This window comes from Polyangiaceae bacterium (assembly GCA_020633205.1).
Taxonomy (GTDB): Bacteria; Myxococcota_A; Polyangia; order Polyangiales; family Polyangiaceae; genus JAHBVY01.
The window spans coordinates 1,132,512-1,152,765 of sequence record JACKEB010000010.1; the positions used below are offsets into that span (position 1 = coordinate 1,132,512).

Here is a 20,254-nt window from a genome sequence, read left to right on the forward strand (position 1 = left end):
CCGGGGACGCGGCTAGGGAATCGCGATCTCGTACAGCAGTTGGTCCGGCCTGCGCACGATCTTCTGCCCGTCGTAGAAGACGCGCTGACGGTGGACCTCGACGGTCTTCAACGGCTTCTTGAAATCGTAAAACTCCCCCGGAGCCTGCATCCAGATGTGATCTGGGCGACCGATGTGCGCTAGCCATCGGTGGCGCCGCCCGCCGTAGCGGTTGGTGTTGGAGAAGTATCGAGCGATCAGCTGATCGAACTTTTGCTTGCTCTTCGCGCGGTACTTCGAACGGCCGTACTTCTGCTCGATCTCGACCAGCTCCGCGTCGCTCGTGATGTTGTTCAGACGCGTCATCATGCGGTAGTCGGCCGTCGTTCCCATGGTGCGGGAGAGCGTCTTTTCACGGGTCACGTAGCCGAAATCCCCTTGGATGAAGCGCGTATCGAATGGTGTGATTGTGAGCGGATCGATGACGTGCTTCTCCCCGTCTCGATCCACACCAACCAAGGTGTAGTGCTCCAGGACTCGTGAGTCGTACCAAGCGACACCGATCTGCGGCCAAAAATAGACTCGGTCCAGCGAGAACCAAAGCAAGGCTACACCAAATAGGAGGCCGAGCTTGTGCGCCCAAATCTGCTTGTGGATCTCCAGACCGCCTCCGCGGAGAAAGAAGAAGATCGCAACGTCAGTAACGATCCACTTCCAAAAGAAGATCCCGGAGAACGCGAAGATCCCAACGTGTAGCAGGGCAGCCGCAAGCCAGTAGTAACGCGAGATCCTCGGCGGGAGAAACATCAGCACAATCACGCCGAGTTCCACCACGAAGAGCGTATACCCGGCGTTGATCACGTTCATGTGACTCGCGGCCTGGACGATCTTGATGAACGTGCCTTCGCTGATGAACCCAAGCCACCCGAGAGAGTGATTGGTCATTGCGAGGTTCGACAGCTGGTTTTCTAGGAGCCAGCTGTGCTCTGGACCGTACTCCCACTTAGCGACACCAGCGGCGAAGTAGTAGGACCCCAAGGAGCACAGCGATAGGAACACGACGTGCTTGGTGCGTACCCAGCGAAACACCGAGAACCAGACGCTGATCGACATAATGATCAACATCTCGAACATCGGTCGATAGTCGAAGTCGTCGTGCCCCAGCGGAACGAAGCATTCCCGCATGAGAACAACGGAGAGCAGCGTGAACCATGGAAGCGCCAACGGCGTACGCCAGGTCCAGATGGCGAGCAGCACCAGGAGCGCCCGGTCCACGAAGTGACCGCGATCGAGGTACATGTTGTAGTCGAAGGTGGCACCGGCCCAGGCCATGATGAACACCATCACTAGGATCAAGTTGCGGAAGGCCTTCCCGCACTCCCATCGGCCCCAGCTAACATCCCGCTTGCTCCACAGCACGACCAGCGTCGGCAAGACCAGAAACAAAAGGCTCGGAACCTGGGGTGAATTCCGCTTGGCCCCCAAAACGATGCTGGCGCAATCGCGCTCGATTAGAGTCCAGACGATGACGGGCCCCTGAAAGACGGACTCGGGAATCGCCGCAAAGAACAGGGGCCGTAGCAGGGTGACTGCGGCTAGCAGAATGCAACAGACGCCGATGAACCGGATGCTTGGCTGGTCAGAGACACGCCCCGTGGCGGCCTTCCAGTAAGACTCAAGCGTGCCAAACATCTCACTCGCACGCTCTTTGAAGGACACTAAACTCACGCCTTACTCTCGCTTGGACCAATAGTCATACGCTGGGAACTTGCCGGACGCTTGCGTCCGCCCTGTGAGGATGAAGAGCTTGCGGATGGCCTCGACTCGATCGCTGCCGCAACCCGCATCTGTAACAACGTACTCCACGCTCCCCAAGCGATCGACGAGCGCATCGGCTTGCAGACTCACGCGCGGCTTCGGGAGCTCGTCCTCTTCGGGCGCGAAACGCAGCACCGACACGTCCTCCAAGTCATAGATCCCCGTCGCGTAGCCCTTGGATCCACAGCGCACGAGCAATAGCTTGGTATTCCGCGCGGCGCTCGGGGGCTCACTGGGCATCTCACCAAGCGTTCCGCTTCGGACCTTGCGCTGGTTGGTGGTCCGCGTCGCAAATCCCAAGAAAACAGCCTCGCCGGCAACGCTATCCCAGTAGCGTTGCTGCCCAGCCGGCCAGAAGACGTGGGTAGCTCCGAGGTCTTTGAGCGCTTGATACACCTGCGGGCGATCCTTCAACAGCGCGTAGTTCAGTCCAAACTGCCACGGCCGTGCGTCACGGATCGAAGCATGCGCGATCCCCAGGGTCATCACTTGGTCGTGCATCACCACGCGTGCGCCTGGCGGGAGCAACTTGCCTTCCGCCTCGAACGAACTCTTCTTTGGCCCCAATCGGGAGGCGTACTTCCCCGCGTGGCCAGCTTCGAGGAGCTTCAGCGTGGCCCGTTGGGGAGACTTGATCATCGAGTGCGTGGGCAAGAAGGGCACATCTCCCCCCCAAACCACCTGGAAAGCCACGAGCGCGCCGCTCGCGACTTTCAGCAGCGTCGACCGCTGCTGCCAGATCATGCAGAGCACCGCCGCCACGACCGCGGCCATCAATGGGGTGATGCTCTGCAGATAGCGATCCTGATGGCTGATCCAATACCAGCAGAAGACACCGAGCTGGATCCAGGCAACCACTGCCCACGTGCGCAAGGAACGGCGCAGGAACAACAAAGCCGGGAACAGCAGAGTGTAGAGCGACCCGAAGACTGCCCGATGCCCGTGAAAGCGTGGCCAGTCATTGGGCACGAACGAGAAGTCGAGCGTGGCCCAAAAGCTTTGCTTCACCCCCGACCAATCGTGCTCGGCGGCCCAGAGCTGAGTCTCTTCGAAGCGTACCCACATCTCGCTGGAGCCCGGCAGCCAAGGGCGGCTGGAGAATACTCCGCGCAGCATCGGATACGCTGGGTCCCCGTAGTGGATCCAGTTCTTTAGCCAGTGCGGAGCTCCGACCGTCAGACCTGCCAGGGCAAAGGCGACGAAACCCCAGAGCCAGCCCCAGCGGCGAGCGCTCTTATCCGCACGGATATTCTTTACCAGCAAGAACACTCCCCGCGCCGTGAGGGCAAGCCCCAAGAACGGGAGAGTCATGATGCCCATCGTGTACTTGGTCATCACGGCCCCGGCCACCAGCACCCCAAGCAGCGCAGCGAACTTGACCTCCAGGCGAGGCCAGGCCAGCAACAGCGCGAGATATATCAGCGGACCGTACATCGCGGCCAGGTGGTCAGCCCCACCGCTCAGGCTCGAGTCGTAGAGCATTACCCCAGGGAACAAAAACCTGGCGACCCACACGACCCGGGGGTCAGAGCCCGGAACAAGCCGACGCACAACGGCTGGGACCGCCAGCAATGTGGTCCCGAGAAACACCATGAACTCCAGGTGTTGAGCCAGCTCCATTTGGTCATGGAGCTTCGAGCCGGGTATCAGGAACGCCCAAACGTACAGGAAGCTGCCGAAGTGCGGCGCACCAGCGAACACCCACCCTTCGTCGAACCGGCGGATGCCATGAGAAGCGACGTAGTCCTCGGCCACGCCCATGTGCATGGCCCTGGAATCGAACGATACGTTGTCGGGCGTCAGTAGGTTGAAGTAGACGAGGCCAAGGCACAACACGCCGAAGACCAGGATCACCCACTGCAACGGGCTCAGGGGCTCGTGGGAGTAGCGATGCTTCGTCGCCACGAGAAACCGCCGAAGGGAAGGCGCACCGAGCAGGCAGATCACCGGTGGCACAAAGAAGAACCAGCCGTAGTAGAGCTTTAGAGCGCCCCCGAGCACTACGAGGAGCTGGAACTCCATCACACCGACGCCGAAGGCGAGCGCGACGTGTTCGAGGGGCGGAAGTTCCCCTCGCGTGACGCCCTTGAGCGTTATGTGCCCCGCGGAAACGGATGCTGCAACGAAGACCAGGCTGCACAACCAGTAACCCAGGATCCGCCAGGCGAGCCAGTCATGGATCCGATAGTAGTCGTCGGCGTATCCGTGAGCGATGACGAGTCCGACGAGGCACACCAACAAGACGCCCAGATGACGCAGGCGCCCGCTCCACCCGGTTCGCTCTACGCCGTCGCGCATCCCGTCTTCGCCTCCCGGCGTAGGCTCCCCGGGGCGCGGCTTGAAGAGCCTCTCCCAGAACTTCACGGCACTCGTCTCATGAGTCGACTCACGCCTCAGGAAGCGCTTTGGATCCAGTCCCAGGTCCGCATGAGCCCGTCCTCGAGGCTGGTAGTCGCGCGCCACCCGAGCACGGCTGCTGCCTTCGAGGGGTCCCCGAAACGCCGACTGCCTGCGGTCCAATCTGCGGGCCCCGTCTGCTTCGGGAGAGCCTTCCCACTGACCGCGATCATCGTGTCGAGCAACTGATTCACGCTGGTCGGGACGCCGGAAGCGATGTTCAGCACCTCCCCCGATGCCTCGACCAGCGCCGCTCGGAGAGTGGCCTCGACTACGTCATCGACGAAGACGTAGTCCAAGCTCTGTTCCCCATCGCCGAACACGATCGGCGCCTCACCGCGGCTCAAGCGCTCGAAGTTCTTCACGATCACAGACTTGTAGCCCATGCCGGCGAACTGTCTTGGCCCGTAGACGAACAGGTAACGGAGCGCGAGATACGGAACCCCACGTTGGACCGAAAGGTAGTGCAGGAGGTGCTCGCCGGTCAGCTTCGACACACCGTACACCGTCTGCGGACGAGGCAGTTCCGTCTCGACGAACGCGTCGCCTTGCATACGCCCGTAGGCGTAGAGCGAGGAGCTGAACACGATCTTTTTCACGCCCTTGTCAGCCGCCAGCTCGTAGAGCGCGAGTGTGCCCTCGATGTTAGCGCGGGCGACACGCGTGGGTTCGTCTTTAGATTGGTTGTGTTTCTCTGCGGCAAGGTGAAACAGGAAGTCGCACCCCTCCATCGCTTCCGCGAGATGTTCGATTGGATCGCTGCCGAGGGTGTGGCGAACCAGCTGCACCCGATCCGAATACTCGGCGAGGTTAGCCAAATCGCCGTAGCGCAGGCTATCCACCACCCAGACGCGCTGAGCGCCCAGGTCCAGCAGGCGCTTGACCAAATGTGAGCCGATGAAGCCCGCTCCACCGGTCACGACTACTCGCCTTTGCGACAGGTCTGGCTGGGCGCCAGCAGCGACTTCCGACATGGGGCGACTGATAACTCATTCCGCACACGCTCGCCAGCTCGCAAACCTCGTGGGACGCCCCACGCAAACCACGGCAAATTTGCGCGATCGTGGCTTCACTGGGGCTACGCCATGCAGACCCATATGCGAGCGGAGGCGGCACGTACGTCCCACCAGGCTTATCGAAAGCCGGTAAACCCCGCTTCCGCGCAGCCCAGGGACACTGGAAGTAGGAGTCGGTCGCGCTATGCTGCTCCGCCTATGACTGAGCCGCTTGAGCTTGAGCTTTCCGTAATTGCCCCCTGCTACAACGAAGAGTTGAACGTGCGCGAGCTCGCGCGCCGCGTGGTCTCGGTTTTTCAGCGTGGCAATCTTCGAGGTGAGCTTGTCCTGGTGAACGACGGCAGCCGAGACAACACGAAGACCGTGATCGAAGAGATGGAGGCCGCGTATCCCGGCGTCGTCGTTGGGCAGCACCACGGGGTGAACCAGGGAATTACGGGCGCGTGGAAGACAGGAGCGAGGGCGGCGCGAGCGCCAGCAGTCGCGATCATCGACGCCGACCTGCAGTATCAACCCGAAGACCTCCTCCGCCTCTACCGTACGCTACTCGAGTCCAACGTCGACATCGTTCAGGGCTGGCGCTCTGCCGTCGGTCGCGAACGCGGGACGCGGTACCACCTGAGTCGTGGCCTGAACACGATCCTGAACGCGACCTTTGGGATGAAGTTGCAGGACAACAAGAGCGGTTTCCTCGTCACCTCCAAGGAGATCCTCGAGGATCTACTGACGTACGACGGCAGCTACTACTATTGGCAGAGCTTCATCATGGTCGCGGCCCACGCCAAGGGCTACTCCTACAAGCAGATCGAGACGCTGTTCGAGAACCGGCGCGCGGGCACCAGTTTCCTCGATGGCAACGCTTACCGCGCGGCAGTGCGTTCGCTCGTGGACGTGGGTCGAGCCACCTGGGAGTACCGGGTCACCAACCGTCCCCCGGACACTGCGCGCCAGTTCCTGCGCCGGAACCCACCTCGGTTCGAGCCAAAGCCGCGCTCACCCGCAAAGCAGGCGCACTGGAAAGGCTACATGAAGGCCTTCAACGCCACGCACTGGATGATCACGAAGGACGTCGAGGACTACTACGAGAGCCTCAACCGCAGCCAGTGGCTCACCCGCTCGCAGCTTCGAGAACTCCAAGACGAGAAGCTGCGCCGTCTCGTCCGGCACGCGTACCGCAACGTGCCTTACTACCGGGAGCGAATGCGAGAGCGCGGCCTCACGCCGCAGGACATTCGAGGCCAGGCGGACCTTCACAAGCTGCCGTTTCTCACTAAGAAAGACATTCGAGAGCACCTCTTCTTCGACATCCTGAGTGAGAACCACGACAAGAATCAGGTGCTGAAGATCAGCACGAGCGGCTCTACTGGGGAGCCCTTCGTTTGCTACGCGGATCGCGCTCAGCTCGAGTTTCGCTGGGCAGCAACCCTGCGCTCTCAGGAGTGGACGGGGTACGAATTCGGCGATCCGTGCGTGCGCCTCTGGCACCAAACCCTGGGCATGTCCAAGTCACAAGCGGCGCGGGAAATCGCGGACGCGAAGCTGTGCCGCCGCAAGTTCATCCCGATCTTCGAGATGTCCGACGCAAAGCTCCAGGCCATGGTGCGGGAAATCGCCGAGTGGCAGCCAGTCCTCATGGACGGCTATGCAGAGGCGCTCGATTTCCTCGCCCATTACCTCAAGGAAGTCGGAAACGTCGACGTGCGGCCCACCGCGTTGATGAGCAGCGCGCAGACACTGCCGGATCAGAGTCGCAAACTCATCGAAGAGGCGTTCGGCTGCAAGGTCTTCGACAAGTACGGATCTCGCGAATTCTCGGGGCTCGCCTACGAGTGCAGCGCCCACACGGGTCATCACATCGTTGGGGAAGGCTACATAGTCGAGGTGTTGAAGGAGGGGCGCCCGGTGGCACCCGGCGAAGTTGGGGAAGTCGTGATCACCGACCTCAACAACTACTGTCTTCCGTTCATCCGCTATCGGATTGGCGATTTGGCCGAGGCCATGGATCCCGACTTCGACTGCCCGTGCGGACGTGGGCTCCCCCTCGTCGGGAAGATTGAAGGGCGCGTGCAATCAATCATTCAAGGCACGGACAAGCGCTACTTGCCGGGAACCTTCTTCGCTCACTACCTGAAAGAGTTCGACCACGCGATCAGGCGCTTCCAGGTAGTGCAGGAGCGCCCCAACGCTATGATTTTCCGCGTGGTTAAGGGTGAGCGCTACTCAGATGATTCACTGCAAGAGATCCTCGCAACCTTCCGCCACTACCTGGGCGAGGACATGCGCATCGACGTCGACTTCGTCGAGAACATCGAGCTCGTGCGCACGGGGAAGCGCCTGGCGGCGGTTTCCCGTCTGAACGTCGACTTTCAGGGCGACGCACCCGAGATCAACTCCGAGCTCAATTAGCAGCGCTCAGCCAGCAGAGCGCGCAACCAGCAGAGCGCAACCAGCAGAGCGCAACCAGCAGGGCGCGCAACCAGCAGAGCGGAGCGCGGGTTCAGGACTCGCGCTTTCGCGCCACGCACAACAGCGACACACCAAAAGGCAACTTGCGCTTGGGCACGAGGAAAGACTCTGCGGAAAAGATCGCCTTGAGCGTCCGGTTCACCGGGCTCGGGGGGACGGAGTAGGTATCGTCGCCCTGGCGCTTGAGCAGCTTCTCCGTTGCGCGACCAGCCAAGATCAGACCGAACAAGAAGGTGTTGAAGTAGGTCAGGTGTTCGACCTCGAACATCGAGCCGATCACCTGCTTCAGCTCGGGAGCGGTGTAGCGCCGCCGGTGATGGGCGAAGTCATCGGCAGGACTCCACAGGAACATGAAGGCTGGCACGGTGACGATCAGCGCACCACCAGGCGCGAGCGCAGCGCGCGCGGCTTCCAGGCACGGACGTTCGTCGTCGAGGTGCTCGATCACGTCGGCGAGCAAGACGACAGACGCCGACTCCGGGGGCACCCCTTCCAAGTGATCGAGGTCAGCGCGGGTAACGTTGTCGATCCCCTGCAGCCTGCAGAACTCCACCGCCTCGGGCGACATGTCTACCCCATGGGCTTTGCCGTACTTCTCCAGCACGGGCAGGTTCGAACCGGTTCCGCAACCCAGGTCGAGGAGCGTGCCCTTTGGAAGGCCCGCAGCGTGGACCTGGCCAAGGACACGATCGAGGATTGTGCGCCGCGCGGCGTACCACCAGTGGTCCCGTTGCGCCTCGTTGATGGCGGCGTAGCTTCTGACGTCCATGAGTCGTCGGTACATACCCCAAGGTCGCCAGCGGTCAAAGTGCGCCTCACGAAGCGAGCCCTGCACAACGCCAAGTGGTGTAAACACTCGAGCGAGGAGCAATACATGATCGGCTATCGACTACTGGGTAAATCGGGGCTGCGCGTCTCGGAGATCTGTCTCGGCACCATGAGCTTCGGCGACGCTTGGGGCTTCGGTGCCGACGAAGCCACGAGCCACCAGGTGCTGGATGCCTATGCCGCCGCCGGCGGGAACTTCCTCGACACCGCGAACAAGTATCACGGCGGTCAGACGGAAGAGATCTGCGGCCGTTGGCTGCAAGGCAAGCGAGACCGCTTCGTGCTCGCCACGAAGTACACGCTCTGCATGGATCACGACGATCCCAACTCCGGTGGCAGCCACCGCAAGAACCTGGTGCGCTCAGTCGAGGCCAGCCTCAAGCGTCTCAACACGGACTACATCGACCTGCTGTGGATCCACGCCTGGGACGAGCTGACGCCGATGGACGAAACGCTGCGTGCGCTGGACGATCTCGTGCGCGCGGGCAAGCTCCTGCATTTGGGGGTGAGCGATACACCGGCGTGGGTCGTTTCCGCGTCGAACGTCCTCGCCGAGCTCCGTGGCTGGACGCCCTTCGTGGGCCTGCAGATCGAGTACAGCTTGCTCGAGCGCAGCGTGGAGCACGAGCTGTTACGCATGGCGGAGTACTTCGAGCTGTCAGTGCTTGCCTGGGCACCCCTAGCCGGCGGCGTTTTGACTGGGAAGTATACCCGCGGCAACGGGGACATCGACTCCCTGCGGAAAGGCGGCAACGACTCGAGCGGACGCACGAGCGAGCAGAAGCTAGCCATCGCCAGGGAAGTCGATCGCATCGCAGACGAGCTCGGGGTGTCGTCTAGCCAGGTGGCCACCGCGTGGGTCATGAACCAGAGCGATCTGTGCATCCCGATCGTCGGGGCCCGCAAAGTCTCGCAGATTGAAGACACCCTCGGCGCGGCTCTGGTGAAGCTCAGCGCGGACCACTTGAAGAGCCTGGACAAGCTCAGTCGCTACCCGATGCCGTTCCCGCAGCAGTTCCTTTCAGGGAAATACATCAAGAACGTGATCTACGGAGAGAACGTGCACGAGCGCATCAGCTGGCGCAAGGCACGGGTGTGACCACCGCGCCAAGCAGCCAACTCAGTCGGCTGCGGCCGTGAGGAACTCACCGATTTGTTTTACCGCGACGGGAGTGGAGTCGGGTTGCTTCCACTCCTCGATCAAGCTCGCGTTTCGCGCGAGGCGTACGACCTCTCGCGAAGTCGACTCCGGGTGGTAGAGGTCATTACCCTTGGCCACCAAGATCGGCGTCGTCCACGCTCGCACCTCGTCGCGGGAAGCGTTGAACAGAAACTGCTGGCGCGGCTCGGTGCTATCCGGCGATCCAAACATCGCGAACTTGTAGGCCTCGAAGTCGGCTTGGGGGTGCTTGCTCTTTGCCTCCACCGCCCAGTTGTCGAACATTTGATGGAACGCGTCCCGATTGTTCTCGAGGCCGATGGGCTGCAGCAGGACTGCTCCCATGACGCGCTCCTTTGCCGCACGGATCAGCCCGGCGATGTAGGCGCCTCCGATGCACATGCCCATGACCAAGAAGCGCTGAATGCCCAGCTCGTCGAGCAACGCGAGCTGGTCCTGAGTGTGCTGGTCCCAGCCCATACCAGGCTCGATGGGGCCGTGGGACTGTCCGGCGTTGCGCTGATCCATCGCAACGGTGCGGAAGCCAGCGGCGAATTCCCGCAGCGGATTAAACGGCGCCTTTTCCCACACGCCGACATGGGATCGCATGCCTCCCGGCGCGATCAGCAGCAGCGCTGGTCCGCTGCCTGAGTCTTCGTAGTGAATCGTCGTGTTGTTGCGCACGAAGCTCGCCATGCTGAGCAAATATCAGGTCTGAGCTCGCCTGGCACTGCTGTTGCTCTAACGCTACCCGGGGCGGACACGCCTTGCAGAAGCGCCGAAAACTGCCAGCCTCTGCCGCGCCGTTTGAGTGTGGCGTTGCGCAGGGGGTGGGTAGCGCGCCACGCAGGTCGCTTGAGTGTAGGAGAGCCAATGACGCGAGAATTGAACTGGGTGCTGGGAGCTATCGCCATGCTGACGCTAGGCAGCGCGTCGGCGTGCTCCGACAACAAGGGCAACACCTGCGCCTCCAGCGGTCAGCAAGCCATGCCCCTCGAGGTCGGTTGCCACGGTAGTGCGAAGTCCTGCTACGCGATCAGTATCTCGTCGGACAGCGGGAAGGATGCCTGTGCGCATCAGGACGGCTGCGAGCTTTCCTATGAGTACAACGAGTGCCGCGGCAGCGCGACGCGCTGCAACGAGCTCAGCGAAACCTACTGTATTGATCAGCTTGGCTGCACTTGGGAAGACGGCACCGGTAGCTCGATGGGTGGTTCCGCGGGGCAACCCGGCACGGTTCCCGGGCAGCCGGGGCAAAGTGCCGGTGATCCTTGTGCCAGTAGTAGTGGTGGGAACGGCGCTGCTGGCGGAGGCTCGGGCGGCGGGGTTCAAACCGGAGGCATGGGACCAGGCACTGGCGGAGGTTCCAATCCCGGAACAGGCGGCTCAGGCTTCGGCGGCGGGGTTCAAACCGGAGGCATGGGGCCAGGCACTGGCGGAGGTTCCAATCCGGGAACAGGCGGCTCAGGCTTCGGCGGCGGGGTTCAAACCGGAGGCATGGGACCAGGTACTGGCGGAGGTTCCAATCCGGGAACAGGCGGCTCAGGCTTCGGCGGCGGCCAAACCGGAGGCATGGGACCAGGCACTGGCGGTAGCGGCACCCCCGGGACCGGAGGCGCTGCCCCGCCAAGTCCCTAGCTCGCGGCGTTCCAGCTCTTCCGTCGGCGCTTGAGCCACCACATGAGGCCTCCAAGTCCGGCTACACCAACCACCGCGGACTCCGCCCAGCTCACGGGCCCCAAGGCGCCGGGTTCGCAAACCGGGTCGTGCCCGGGACCGGCCCGCCAAACGGGCACCGCCGCCAAGGCGACCTCACACTCTTCACCCTTCCCAGCCACATGGGACCGTGTGATCCTCGCGGATAAGAAGATCGGCGCCGCAGCGAGCAACGTGATCACACACAACGCAACCGCGAGCGTATCGACCCGCCGCGATCCACTGCGCCCCGCCCAGAGCAAACCCACCAACGCAAACAAGCAGAGCGCTGCGCACGGACCTGCGTAGTGTTCAGCCGGCTCATGCCGCAAACCATCGAGCAAGAGCCAGCACAGCGGGGGTGCCATCAGCACGACGTGGCCAGCTAGCTGACTCGTGAAGCAGCGCCAGCTCGTGAGGCGAAGACCGCGACGTGTCAGCGCTACCCCGGCGCTCAGCGACACCAACGAGAGCCCCAAGAACAGCTGCCACGGGAAGTCCCTCGGCGTGCGATCGACGACTTGAAGCAGCCCGTACATCTGCGCGACGGCAAACAGCACGAACACCCCTGCCGGGATGCCCCTCAAGACGCGGCGGTGACTCACTGGTGCGTCCGCCGGCCGCCCCGCTGCGCGACGGGCGACCAGCGTGAGGCCGACACAGCCGAAGCCAAGAACCAGCGCGTCGAAGACACTCGGCAGGGTGAAATACGACTCGCTAGGAACCCGCGAGTAGCTCGAGCGCCTGAGTAGCTCGGCGAAGGGGCCGAGCAGTCCAAACAAGGCGATACCCAGCAGCGGGAGGACTGCCGTGCGTATCACCCGTCCGCGCCGGCCAGAGAACGTCGACTCGCGATCGCTCTCAGGCCCGGGCATAGCGATGACTCTGCGGCCCCACGCCCTTGGCGTCAACGGCGCGCTGCGTCGCACAACAGATCCTCAAGTCCTACAGGCCGCGCCCGATCACAAGACTCGGAGGTGGCAGATCTCTGCCGCCAGCTCTGGAGCCAAACGAGTCGAGATATGTCAGCCCGCAGCGTATTCCTCAGCCTAAGTGTGTTCATCAGCCTGTCGTTGATTGGGCTCGCGCAGCTCTGGCCAGGCGCCTACCTCGGCTTTGCGGTGGTTGCCCCGTTGATCGCTCTAGGCGTCCTGGACATCTTGCAAGAGCCTCAGGCGATCCGCCGAAACTTCCCCATCATCGGCCACGGGCGGTACCTCCTCGAAAAAATCCGCCCAGAAATCAATCAGTACTTCATCGAGTCGAACACCGACGGGACACCGTTCAGCCGTGAGCAACGGTCGTTGGTCTATCAGCGTGCCAAGAACACCACCGACACGTTGCCCTTCGGCACTCAGCGCGACGTCTACGCAGAGGGCTACGAGTGGATCAACCACTCGCTGATGGCGCGCGTGCTACCCGCGGTTCCCCACCGCGTCACGATTGGTTCGAACGCTTGCACGCAGCCCTATTCTTCAGCCCTGCTGAACGTCGGCGCCATGAGCTATGGAGCGCTGAGCGACGCCGCAGTGCGCGCGCTGAACCGAGGGGCGAAGCTCGGTGGCTTCGCCCACAACACCGGCGAGGGCGGCATCAGTCCTTACCACCTCGAAGGCGGCGGCGACTTGATCTGGCAAATCGGTACTGGGTACTTCGGTGCTCGGGACGCACAGGGCGCGTTCAGTGCGGAGCGTTTCCGTGCGAGTGCTCAGCTCCCCAACGTGAAGATGATCGAGATCAAGCTGAGCCAAGGTGCCAAACCGGGTCATGGTGGCATCCTCCCGGCGAGCAAGCTCACACGTAAGATCGCTGATATCCGTGGGGTACCAATGGGCCAGGATGTCCTCTCCCCCCCATCCCACTCCGCGTTCCGCACACCAGTCGAGCTCCTGCGCTTCGTGGCGCAGCTGAGAGAGCTCAGCGGCGGTAAGCCCGTCGGTTTCAAGCTGTGCGTGGGGCGGCCGGTGGAGTTCTTCGCGATCGCGAAGGCGATGCTACAAACGGGCATCGTTCCGGACTTCATCACCGTAGACGGAGCCGAAGGCGGAACCGGCGCCGCTCCCTTGGAGTTCTCGAACGTGGTGGGCACGCCGCTGACCGACGGGCTCATCCTGGTGCACAACACCCTCACTGGTATCGGGGTGCGCCATCAGGTGAAGCTACTTGCTTCGGGTCGGATCATCAGCGGCTTCGATATCGCGCACAAGCTCGCGCTCGGTGCTGACGCGGTCTACTCCGCCCGCGGGATGATGTTCGCGCTTGGGTGCATCCAAGCTCGACGTTGCAACAGCAACGATTGCCCGACGGGTATCGCAACTCAGGACGAGAAGCTGATTCGGGGTTTGGTGGTGAGCGACAAGGCGCAGCGCGTCGCGCACTATCAGCAGAACACCCTGCATGCGTTCCAGGAGCTTTTGGGGGCTACCGGCCTCGAACATCCGGCAGAGCTTCGCCCCTGGCACATTCAACGCCGCGTCACGCCCACGCGAGCGGCGAGCTACGACGAGATCTTCGAGTTTTGCCCCCCGGGCGCGTTCCTGCGAGGCGAGTTTCCGGATGGTTACGAACGCGCTTGGAATGCGGCTTGCGCTGAAAGCTTCGAGCGGCGTCCGAGTCTGTCACCGCCCCGCATGTCCCTCGTGGCGAGCTGAGACGCGTCTAGCCGCCGGCGACCAATACCGGCGAGGTTAAGCGTCTCTGGCGAAAAGACCGAACGTTCGTCCCGAGAGAACCGCAAATCCGAAAAATCGTGTCACGCGACTCCTTAGACGCGGGTTGTCCCTGCAAACCCCAATCAAACGGGGCGAGCGGTACCGACCGCCTCTCACCCGACGTACAAGGAGCTAGTCATGAACACCCCCAGGGAAAACCGCATCTGGACCATCGTCCGCCAAGCCTACGAAACCGCGAAGACCCAGCGTCAGCTCTGGTTGTTTGGCTTGTTCGCGGCCGGGGCCGGCGGGGTGAACCTCAAGACTCCGGGCGGCACAGCGCCGGACTGGGTGATCTACGCGGTGATCGCCGCCAGCATCGTCGGCGTGCTTGCGTTGCTGCTCCACCTCATCAGTGAAGGCGCCCTCATCCACGGCACCGCCCACAGCAGGGACGGTGGTCGCACTTCCCTCGGCGTTGGTTTCCGCACGGGATTGAAGTTCGCCCCCAGAGTAGCTGGCATCAAGCTCTTGACCTGGCTTGCCACGTTGCTCAGCGTCGTGGTGATCGCGGCCCCCCTCGGCATCGCCGCCTTGGCTGGTGCGTCACTGCTCGCAGGGGGTGTTGCTAGCGTGGTACTTGCCGTCGCCAGCGTCCCGCTTCTGCTCACGATCCATCTGCTGGGCACATACGCGCTGCGGGCCGCGGTACTCGAGGGCAGCGGGGTCGCCCAGTCCCTGCGCACTGCGCGTCAGTTCTTGGTTGGGCGGATCGTGCCCTCGCTGTGGTTGCTCATCGCGCAGGCGCTGGGCTCCAGCGTGGCCAGCCTCGCCTCGTTGGTGATCGTACTGCCCATCCTCGCTCTTGGCTTTGCGCTGTACTTCGCCATCGGCCTGGTCCCGGCGGTGATCATTGGAGCCATCTTGATGATCCCCGTCGCCATCAGCGTCTCGGGCGCGGTCGGCACCTACCGCTCGAGCCTGTGGACCCACCTGTACCTCTCCGAGCGCATCGAGCGCGCATAACCTCACGGAATCAACGTGTACGCGCTATTCGCCCTATTGTCGGCTCCCGCTGCGGGCTTTCCCGCGGCGGGAGCCAGCGCGCCAAGTGACGAAGCCCAGATCCAGCGGCTCGTGGTCGCCGCCCAGCAGGGTGACGCCAAGGCCCAAGGAGAACTCTACAGCCACCTCGCACCGAGTGTGTTTCGGGTGCTGCGCGGGTTGACCCAATCGGAGGCTGACGCCGAAGAGCTGCTGCAAGACACCTTCGTGCGCGCTTTCAAGAACCTGAGCGGCTACCAATCGCGGGATGGAGCCCGTTTCGTCTCGTGGCTGATGACGATCGCGCGCAACGCCTTCTTCAACCGCCGCCGCAAGCTGGGCCGCCTAACCCCCCTCGAACCCGAGCTGCTCGAGAACGCCGCGGAACAGTGGGTGAGCGGGTCCGCGGGAGGGTCGACGCTCGACCTGCGAAGCGCCCTATTGTTGGTGCTCGCGGAGCTACCGGAGCGCGACCGCTGGATCGTCACCTTGCGCTACGGGGGTGAGCTGACGGCAGACGAAGTCGCCGAGGAGTGCGGCGTCACCTCAGCGAATATCCGCAAGGTAACACAACGACAGCGTGAGTACCTGAAGTCGAGGCTCCAGAGCCTGGGGTACAGCGAGGAGGACCTAGCATGATCAACGAAGAGCACGCAGCAACTTGGTTTCGCACCCTCTCCCCCAACCCCGAACGCCTGAGAGAGCTCGAGAGCGACATCCAGGCTCGCCTCGCCACTCCAAGCGTCGAAGGCGACATCCCATCATTGAGCGCGGAGTGGGCGCTGCTGCTCCGCGAACGTCCGGTGGCGAACACGCTGCTCATGGCAGCGGCGGCAGCGGTGCTCGTGGCGTCTGTCCCGCTCGGGGTAATCGCGGCGACGGCGAAGCTCTTCGCGTGATTCGAAAGTCAGACGAAGCACTTTGGAAGCTCGTGTTGCCTTGAGCCACGTGGGAGGGATACCCTCGTGGAAAGTGCCGAACCTCTCGCTGAAGCGCAAACCGAGCCTCTCTTCCTTTCGCCGCATCGCCATCGGGACCTGGAGGGACGCCCACGACCCTAGCGTGTATGGCACCCTCGAGATCCGTGCGGAGAAGATCATCCGCTACGTTGAGGCGTTTCGTGAGCGCACCGGAAAGCACCTCACCCTCTCCCATGTCATGGCCAAGGCCGTCGCCATCACGCTCTCGGAGATGCCCGATGCCAACGCCATCCTACGCTTCAACCACATCTACCTGCGAGACGAGATCGGCGTCTTCTTTCAGGTTGCGCTGGAGGATCCCGACTCGGGAGAGGTCGACCTCAGCGGAGCCACCGTGTTCGACGCTCACAAGAAGAGCCTGCTCGAGATCGTAGAGGAGTTCGAGCAGAAGGTCTCGAAAGTGAAGAAGCACGAAGACAAGAACCTCGAAGGCTCTCGTCAGCTGTTCAAGCAGATCCCCGCGTTCTTGCTGAACCCCGCGCTCGACCTGATCGGCTGGCTCTCGTTCGCGGCCAACCTGGATCTGCGCTGGGCGGGGATCCCAAGAGACCCGTTTGGCTCGGCGATGGTGACCAACATCGGCAGCCTCGGCCTGAAAGAGGCTTACGTACCGCTGGTGCCCTACAGCCGCGTGCCCCTGTTGATCGCTCTCGGAGCGATTTCAGATGAGCCGGTGGTGGAAGACGGCGAGATCGTGCCAGGGAAGGTGCTGCGTGCGTTCGCGACCTTTGACCATCGCGTGCTCGACGGGATGCACGCGGCGCGTATGAGCAAGACCGTACGCCGCGTGTTCGAAGATCCCGAAGTCGAGCTGGGCGCGCTACCCTGACGCCGCATGAAGTCGGTTTGGGCCCGTAGCCAGCTTGCCCTGTTGCTCAGCATCGCTTTGTGCGCTTGCAAGGGCACGACGCCGCCCGCCGTCTTGCCGGCCGCACCGGATGCCGCGCCCGAGGAAGAGGCGGAGCCGAAGGAGTCCCTCGAAGCACCCTCACCCCCCGATCCCAAACTTTCGCCGACGCAGGTTTCGCTGAAAGGCGCGCCCAAGGCCAGCGCGGCTCAGGAGCCAACAGCTCACTCCGGTGTCGTGGGCGTCTTGATCGGCATTCGAGAGCGACAAACCGACTGCTTTCGAGTCGAGGAGTTACGCATCATCAATGAAGTCTTCCTGAGCGGTACGTCTCCCCAGGGAAGTACTGAGGTGGCGGAACACGAGACACGGGCGCTGTTGCTGTTACCGAAGGACCACGCCTCCAAGGGCTGCCCGCCACTTTCGAAGCAGTTCGGGGTCGCGCGGCTCCGCGTGGGAGATCGGATCGCGGTTTCTTTGGCTGCATCGCCGTTCGTTGCAAGCGCCCACGTCCAAGAGCTTTACCAGTGGCAGCGCGCTTCCCGCGTGCTTGCGCTCGCTGACGTGCACCACTTGCCCACGCTCATGGCCACCTTGCCCCCGATCCGCTACGACAGCGACGGCGAGCAGACCGAGCTGCTCTCCACGCTTCCGGTACCTGGCACCCCTGAATCCATACGGCAACAGGGCTCAAGGCCACGCTTCGAAACCCGCGGGGACGAGATCATCGACCACGCTCAGGGCATCGCCTGGCAGCGCACAGCGTATCAAAAGCCGCTACATCTGTTCGAGGCGGGCTGGGCCTGCGAAGCCGCGCGTACAGCCGGACACGACGACTGGCGACTCCCCACTGCCCGCGAGCTTCAGGCGATGTTCATCGACGCGGGCAAGCCGGCGCAGCCGGGCCCCCGCTGGCTCGAGCCGACGCTGTTTGGTGGCGGAGCGGACTCCCTGTGGTGGACGCGCACTGACGATGATGGCTACTACGTGGGGATCGCGGGTGAAGGTGCGGTGGTGTCGACCCACTACGACGACCCGCATCCTTACGGTCCGTACAGCGTGCGCTGTGTCCGCGACAACTCCGCGCGACGCAGCTTGCCCATCAATCAGTTCCGCAAGGATGTAAACACCCTGAGCGACCCCATCTCGGGGCTGGAGTGGCAGCTCCCAGCAAAGCCGAGGCAGCGCAGCCAGACCGCAGCCAAGCAACGCTGCGAGGCTGGAACGTTCGCAGGGCACGACGACTGGCGGCTTCCCAATCAAGCCGAAGCGCTGTCGCTGATGAGTCGTTGCCCACCAGCGCTCTTTGACTGGTCCGAAGAGAGCGACGTGCGAAACGTATGGGTCGACGCGAAGAGCCCTGACGGAAAGTATGGCCTCGCCACTCGCCTCTGCGGCTACGCCCCAAGCGCAGTGGGCGTGTTCGATTCCGAGGACTCCAAGGCTTACTCCTTGTGTGTCCGCACTGAACTCGCACCGCGGCCCAACCCGAACGTGGTGTGCCCCGCAGGCAGTAGCGAACGGCGTGACGCGCGGCAAGTCGAGTGCGTGAAGAGCGGGCTGCGGGAAGGCAGCTTCGTCCGCTTCTATCCAAGTGGCGCGGTCTTCGAGATCAGCAACTACAAGCAGGGCAAGCTCGAAGGGGCGTTCACGCTCTATCACGAACAGGGCAGCGTTTGGCTCACGGGAAACCACACCAATGGCAGGCTCGACGGCGAGCTGATCGCTCGCTCCCCCAGCGGCGAGCGCCGCACCACTCAGCGCTTCACCGAAGGCACGCCGAGCGGGACCTGGCACTTCTATGGTCCGGTGCAGCGCGAGGTGGAGTGGGTGGAGATGAAGCGCGGTGAGCCCCAGCGAGGTGAACTGAGCGAGCTGTTCGAGGGCGGCGACAGCAGCCGCGCACCGACCGCTCGAGGCTTGCCACACGGAATCGAAGAGTTTCGCACCTTCGAGTCCGACTACACTCGACGCAGCGTGGTGGTACTGGGGCAGCCGGACGGTGACTACGAGGTGGTCCAAGGAGGTCAAGTGACCCAGCGCGGTACACTGCTCGAAGGGCTGCAGCACGGGCTCTACATTCGAAGCCTCGCAGAGGGCGAAGAGCGAGTGATGTACGAGCGAGGTCGCCTGAACGGCCCGTACGTCACCCTCGATGCGCTAGGCAAGGTGGTTGCACGACAGGAGTACGCTCATGGTCGACCTGTCGGCAAATGGGTGGAGAAGGACCAAGCGGGAAAGATCACCCAACGTTGCGAGGTCGACAAACACGGAAACGGTTTAGTCACTTCGTACGACGGTGACGGCCAGAAAAGCCGCGAAGAGCCCTATCGAGACGGTGAGCTCTCGGGAACCGTGCGCACCTACAACGGCGGCAAGCTCTCCTCCGAGGAGAGCTACAAGCAAGGCAAGCTCGACGGGCGCAGCGTTCACTACGGGTCCAACGGAAAGCCGAGCAGCATCGAGAACTATCGAGCAGGGCGGCGAGAGGGCCGGAGCGAAGACTTCTACAGCAACGGCGAGGTGCGAGCTCGGGGTCGCTACCGCGCAGGCAAGCGCGAGGGGACCTGGCAGTTCGTGCTCGCGACAGGAGCGAAGTTCGAAGTCACCTTTGCCGCAGGGAAACCAACCCACGGCGCGTGGGAGTAGCGCTTTGGGGGTACTGCGGCTGAGGAGTACTCCGCCTAGGGATTGCTGCCGAACAGCTGGATGCAGTTGGCGCGACAGTCCACATACTGCACGCAGTCGAGCTCGCCCTTGCAGCTGTCGTGGGAACCCGCGTAGCAGGCGCCGCCAGGCACGAGTTCGGGGAAGATGCACGCGTAACACTCCGGACTTCCCGCATCGCCGCCGCAGTAGTTCGGGCATTCCAGACTGCAGAGCTCTGGCCCAGCGCACACGCACTGCCGCGTGACCGGCGCGACGGCTTCCCAGGCCGCGTGAGCTTCACCGCAGCAGGCCAAGCACTCGCTGGTGCCACCGACCGCCTCGCAAGCGATGTCGTCGGGACCGAGATTCAGAGTGGCTCCACCGCCCGCGGTTCCGCCCGCCCCCGCGCTGCTCCCACCCGTGCCCGTGCCGCCGCTGTTGTTCCCGGCACTGCCACCGCTGGCCACGCTGCCGCCGTTCCCAGCACTGCCGCCATTCTCAGCACTGCCGCCATTCTCAGCACTGCCGCCATTCTCAGCACTGCCACCGCTGCCAGCAGCACCTGCGCTGCCTCCGGTTCCGCCCCCCCCGCTGCCACTCGAACCGCAGCCAACGAGCACCAGCACGCACGCCAAGCCAAGCCCCCGCATCGGAGTCAGCGTATCGAATGCACAGCGCAACCGCCACGCTTCGCTGACGGCGGATTGGAAAAGCGGCGAGCGGCT

General features: G+C 63.1%; 16 protein-coding genes. 9 read left to right on the forward strand and 7 right to left on the reverse strand.

Going from position 1 to position 20,254, the window contains the following annotated elements; all coding sequences use genetic code 11:
• Positions 1-12 precede the first annotated feature (12 nt).
• From H6718_04775 to H6718_04785, 3 genes are read right to left on the reverse strand one after another with little or no spacing between them, the layout of a single operon-like run.
• A complete protein-coding gene (locus tag H6718_04775) occupies positions 13-1,707 on the reverse strand; it encodes a hypothetical protein (protein MCB9584685.1) in 1,695 nt (564 codons plus the stop codon).
• Positions 1,708-1,710: 3 nt separating this feature from the next.
• Positions 1,711-4,161 carry a hypothetical protein gene (locus H6718_04780; protein MCB9584686.1) on the reverse strand — a complete coding sequence of 817 codons (2,451 nt, stop codon included), beginning with the start codon at positions 4,159-4,161 and terminating at the stop codon, positions 1,711-1,713.
• A gap of 29 nt (positions 4,162-4,190) precedes the next feature.
• Positions 4,191-5,168 carry an NAD-dependent epimerase/dehydratase family protein gene (locus H6718_04785; protein MCB9584687.1) on the reverse strand — a complete coding sequence of 326 codons (978 nt, stop codon included), beginning with the start codon at positions 5,166-5,168 and terminating at the stop codon, positions 4,191-4,193.
• Between the two features lie 240 nt (positions 5,169-5,408).
• On the opposite strand from H6718_04785, the gene H6718_04790 reads away from it, so the two are divergent.
• A complete protein-coding gene (locus H6718_04790) occupies positions 5,409-7,616 on the forward strand; it encodes a glycosyltransferase (protein MCB9584688.1) in 2,208 nt (735 codons plus the stop codon).
• A gap of 91 nt (positions 7,617-7,707) precedes the next feature.
• Here H6718_04790 and H6718_04795 read toward each other — a convergent pair whose 3' ends face one another.
• Positions 7,708-8,445 carry a class I SAM-dependent methyltransferase gene (locus H6718_04795; protein MCB9584689.1) on the reverse strand — a complete coding sequence of 246 codons (738 nt, stop codon included), beginning with the start codon at positions 8,443-8,445 and terminating at the stop codon, positions 7,708-7,710.
• 105 nt (positions 8,446-8,550) lie between these two features.
• Between H6718_04795 and H6718_04800 the strand changes: the two genes are divergently transcribed.
• Positions 8,551-9,603: an aldo/keto reductase gene (locus H6718_04800; protein ID MCB9584690.1), complete on the forward strand. Its 1,053-nt coding sequence runs from the start codon at positions 8,551-8,553 to the stop codon at positions 9,601-9,603.
• A 21-nt stretch (positions 9,604-9,624) separates the two neighbouring features.
• Here the strand turns inward: H6718_04800 and H6718_04805 are convergent, their stop codons facing one another.
• Complete coding sequence (locus tag H6718_04805) at positions 9,625-10,359, reverse strand: alpha/beta hydrolase (protein MCB9584691.1); 735 nt, start codon at positions 10,357-10,359, stop codon at positions 9,625-9,627.
• A gap of 177 nt (positions 10,360-10,536) precedes the next feature.
• Between H6718_04805 and H6718_04810 the strand changes: the two genes are divergently transcribed.
• Entirely contained in the window at positions 10,537-11,301 is a 765-nt protein-coding gene (locus H6718_04810) for a hypothetical protein (GenBank protein MCB9584692.1), read from the forward strand.
• Here H6718_04810 and H6718_04815 read toward each other — a convergent pair.
• Positions 11,298-12,233, reverse strand: a complete 936-nt coding sequence (locus H6718_04815) for a hypothetical protein (GenBank protein MCB9584693.1) — start codon at positions 12,231-12,233, stop codon at positions 11,298-11,300. The two genes, H6718_04810 and H6718_04815, sit on opposite strands and share 4 nt — an antisense overlap.
• 147 nt (positions 12,234-12,380) lie before the next feature.
• On the opposite strand from H6718_04815, the gene H6718_04820 reads away from it, so the two are divergent.
• The 6 genes from H6718_04820 to H6718_04845 all read left to right on the forward strand — a co-directional run bounded on the left by H6718_04820 (position 12,381) and on the right by H6718_04845 (position 19,529).
• Complete coding sequence (locus tag H6718_04820) at positions 12,381-14,009, forward strand: FMN-binding glutamate synthase family protein (GenBank protein MCB9584694.1); 1,629 nt, start codon at positions 12,381-12,383, stop codon at positions 14,007-14,009.
• Positions 14,010-14,207: 198 nt separating this feature from the next.
• Complete coding sequence (locus H6718_04825) at positions 14,208-15,035, forward strand: hypothetical protein (protein MCB9584695.1); 828 nt, start codon at positions 14,208-14,210, stop codon at positions 15,033-15,035.
• Positions 15,036-15,050: 15 nt separating this feature from the next.
• The gene (locus H6718_04830) at positions 15,051-15,692 is read left to right on the forward strand and encodes an RNA polymerase sigma factor (protein MCB9584696.1); all 642 of its coding nucleotides are present in this window, start codon (positions 15,051-15,053) and stop codon (positions 15,690-15,692) included.
• The gene (locus tag H6718_04835) at positions 15,689-15,952 is read left to right on the forward strand and encodes a hypothetical protein (GenBank protein ID MCB9584697.1); all 264 of its coding nucleotides are present in this window, start codon (positions 15,689-15,691) and stop codon (positions 15,950-15,952) included. The genes H6718_04830 and H6718_04835 overlap by 4 nt, the downstream gene beginning before the upstream one ends.
• A gap of 73 nt (positions 15,953-16,025) precedes the next feature.
• Positions 16,026-16,862: a 2-oxo acid dehydrogenase subunit E2 gene (locus tag H6718_04840; GenBank protein MCB9584698.1), complete on the forward strand. Its 837-nt coding sequence runs from the start codon at positions 16,026-16,028 to the stop codon at positions 16,860-16,862.
• Positions 16,863-16,868: 6 nt separating this feature from the next.
• Positions 16,869-19,529, forward strand: coding sequence for a DUF1566 domain-containing protein (locus tag H6718_04845; protein MCB9584699.1), 2,661 nt, complete (start codon positions 16,869-16,871; stop codon positions 19,527-19,529).
• Positions 19,530-19,564: 35 nt separating this feature from the next.
• On the opposite strand, the gene H6718_04850 is transcribed toward H6718_04845, so the two are convergent.
• Positions 19,565-20,179, reverse strand: coding sequence for a hypothetical protein (locus H6718_04850; GenBank protein ID MCB9584700.1), 615 nt, complete (start codon positions 20,177-20,179; stop codon positions 19,565-19,567).
• Between the last annotated feature and the right edge of the window lie 75 nt (positions 20,180-20,254).

Bases quoted from the DNA above. Each gene is read 5' to 3' on its own strand.
- H6718_04800 (MCB9584690.1), top strand. From the start codon at position 8,551: ATGATCGGCTATCGACTACTGGGTAAATCGGGGCTGCGCGTCTCGGAG.
- H6718_04825 (MCB9584695.1), top strand. From the start codon at position 14,208: ATGAACACCCCCAGGGAAAACCGCATCTGGACCATCGTCCGCCAAGCC.
- H6718_04845 (MCB9584699.1), top strand. From the start codon at position 16,869: ATGAAGTCGGTTTGGGCCCGTAGCCAGCTTGCCCTGTTGCTCAGCATC.
- H6718_04810 (MCB9584692.1), top strand. From the start codon at position 10,537: ATGACGCGAGAATTGAACTGGGTGCTGGGAGCTATCGCCATGCTGACG.
- H6718_04835 (MCB9584697.1), top strand. From the start codon at position 15,689: ATGATCAACGAAGAGCACGCAGCAACTTGGTTTCGCACCCTCTCCCCC.
- H6718_04850 (MCB9584700.1), bottom strand. From the start codon at position 20,179: ATGCGGGGGCTTGGCTTGGCGTGCGTGCTGGTGCTCGTTGGCTGCGGT.
- H6718_04820 (MCB9584694.1), top strand. From the start codon at position 12,381: ATGTCAGCCCGCAGCGTATTCCTCAGCCTAAGTGTGTTCATCAGCCTG.
- H6718_04785 (MCB9584687.1), bottom strand. From the start codon at position 5,168: ATGTCGGAAGTCGCTGCTGGCGCCCAGCCAGACCTGTCGCAAAGGCGA.
- H6718_04815 (MCB9584693.1), bottom strand. From the start codon at position 12,233: ATGCCCGGGCCTGAGAGCGATCGCGAGTCGACGTTCTCTGGCCGGCGC.
- H6718_04790 (MCB9584688.1), top strand. From the start codon at position 5,409: ATGACTGAGCCGCTTGAGCTTGAGCTTTCCGTAATTGCCCCCTGCTAC.
- H6718_04795 (MCB9584689.1), bottom strand. From the start codon at position 8,445: ATGGACGTCAGAAGCTACGCCGCCATCAACGAGGCGCAACGGGACCAC.
- H6718_04805 (MCB9584691.1), bottom strand. From the start codon at position 10,359: ATGGCGAGCTTCGTGCGCAACAACACGACGATTCACTACGAAGACTCA.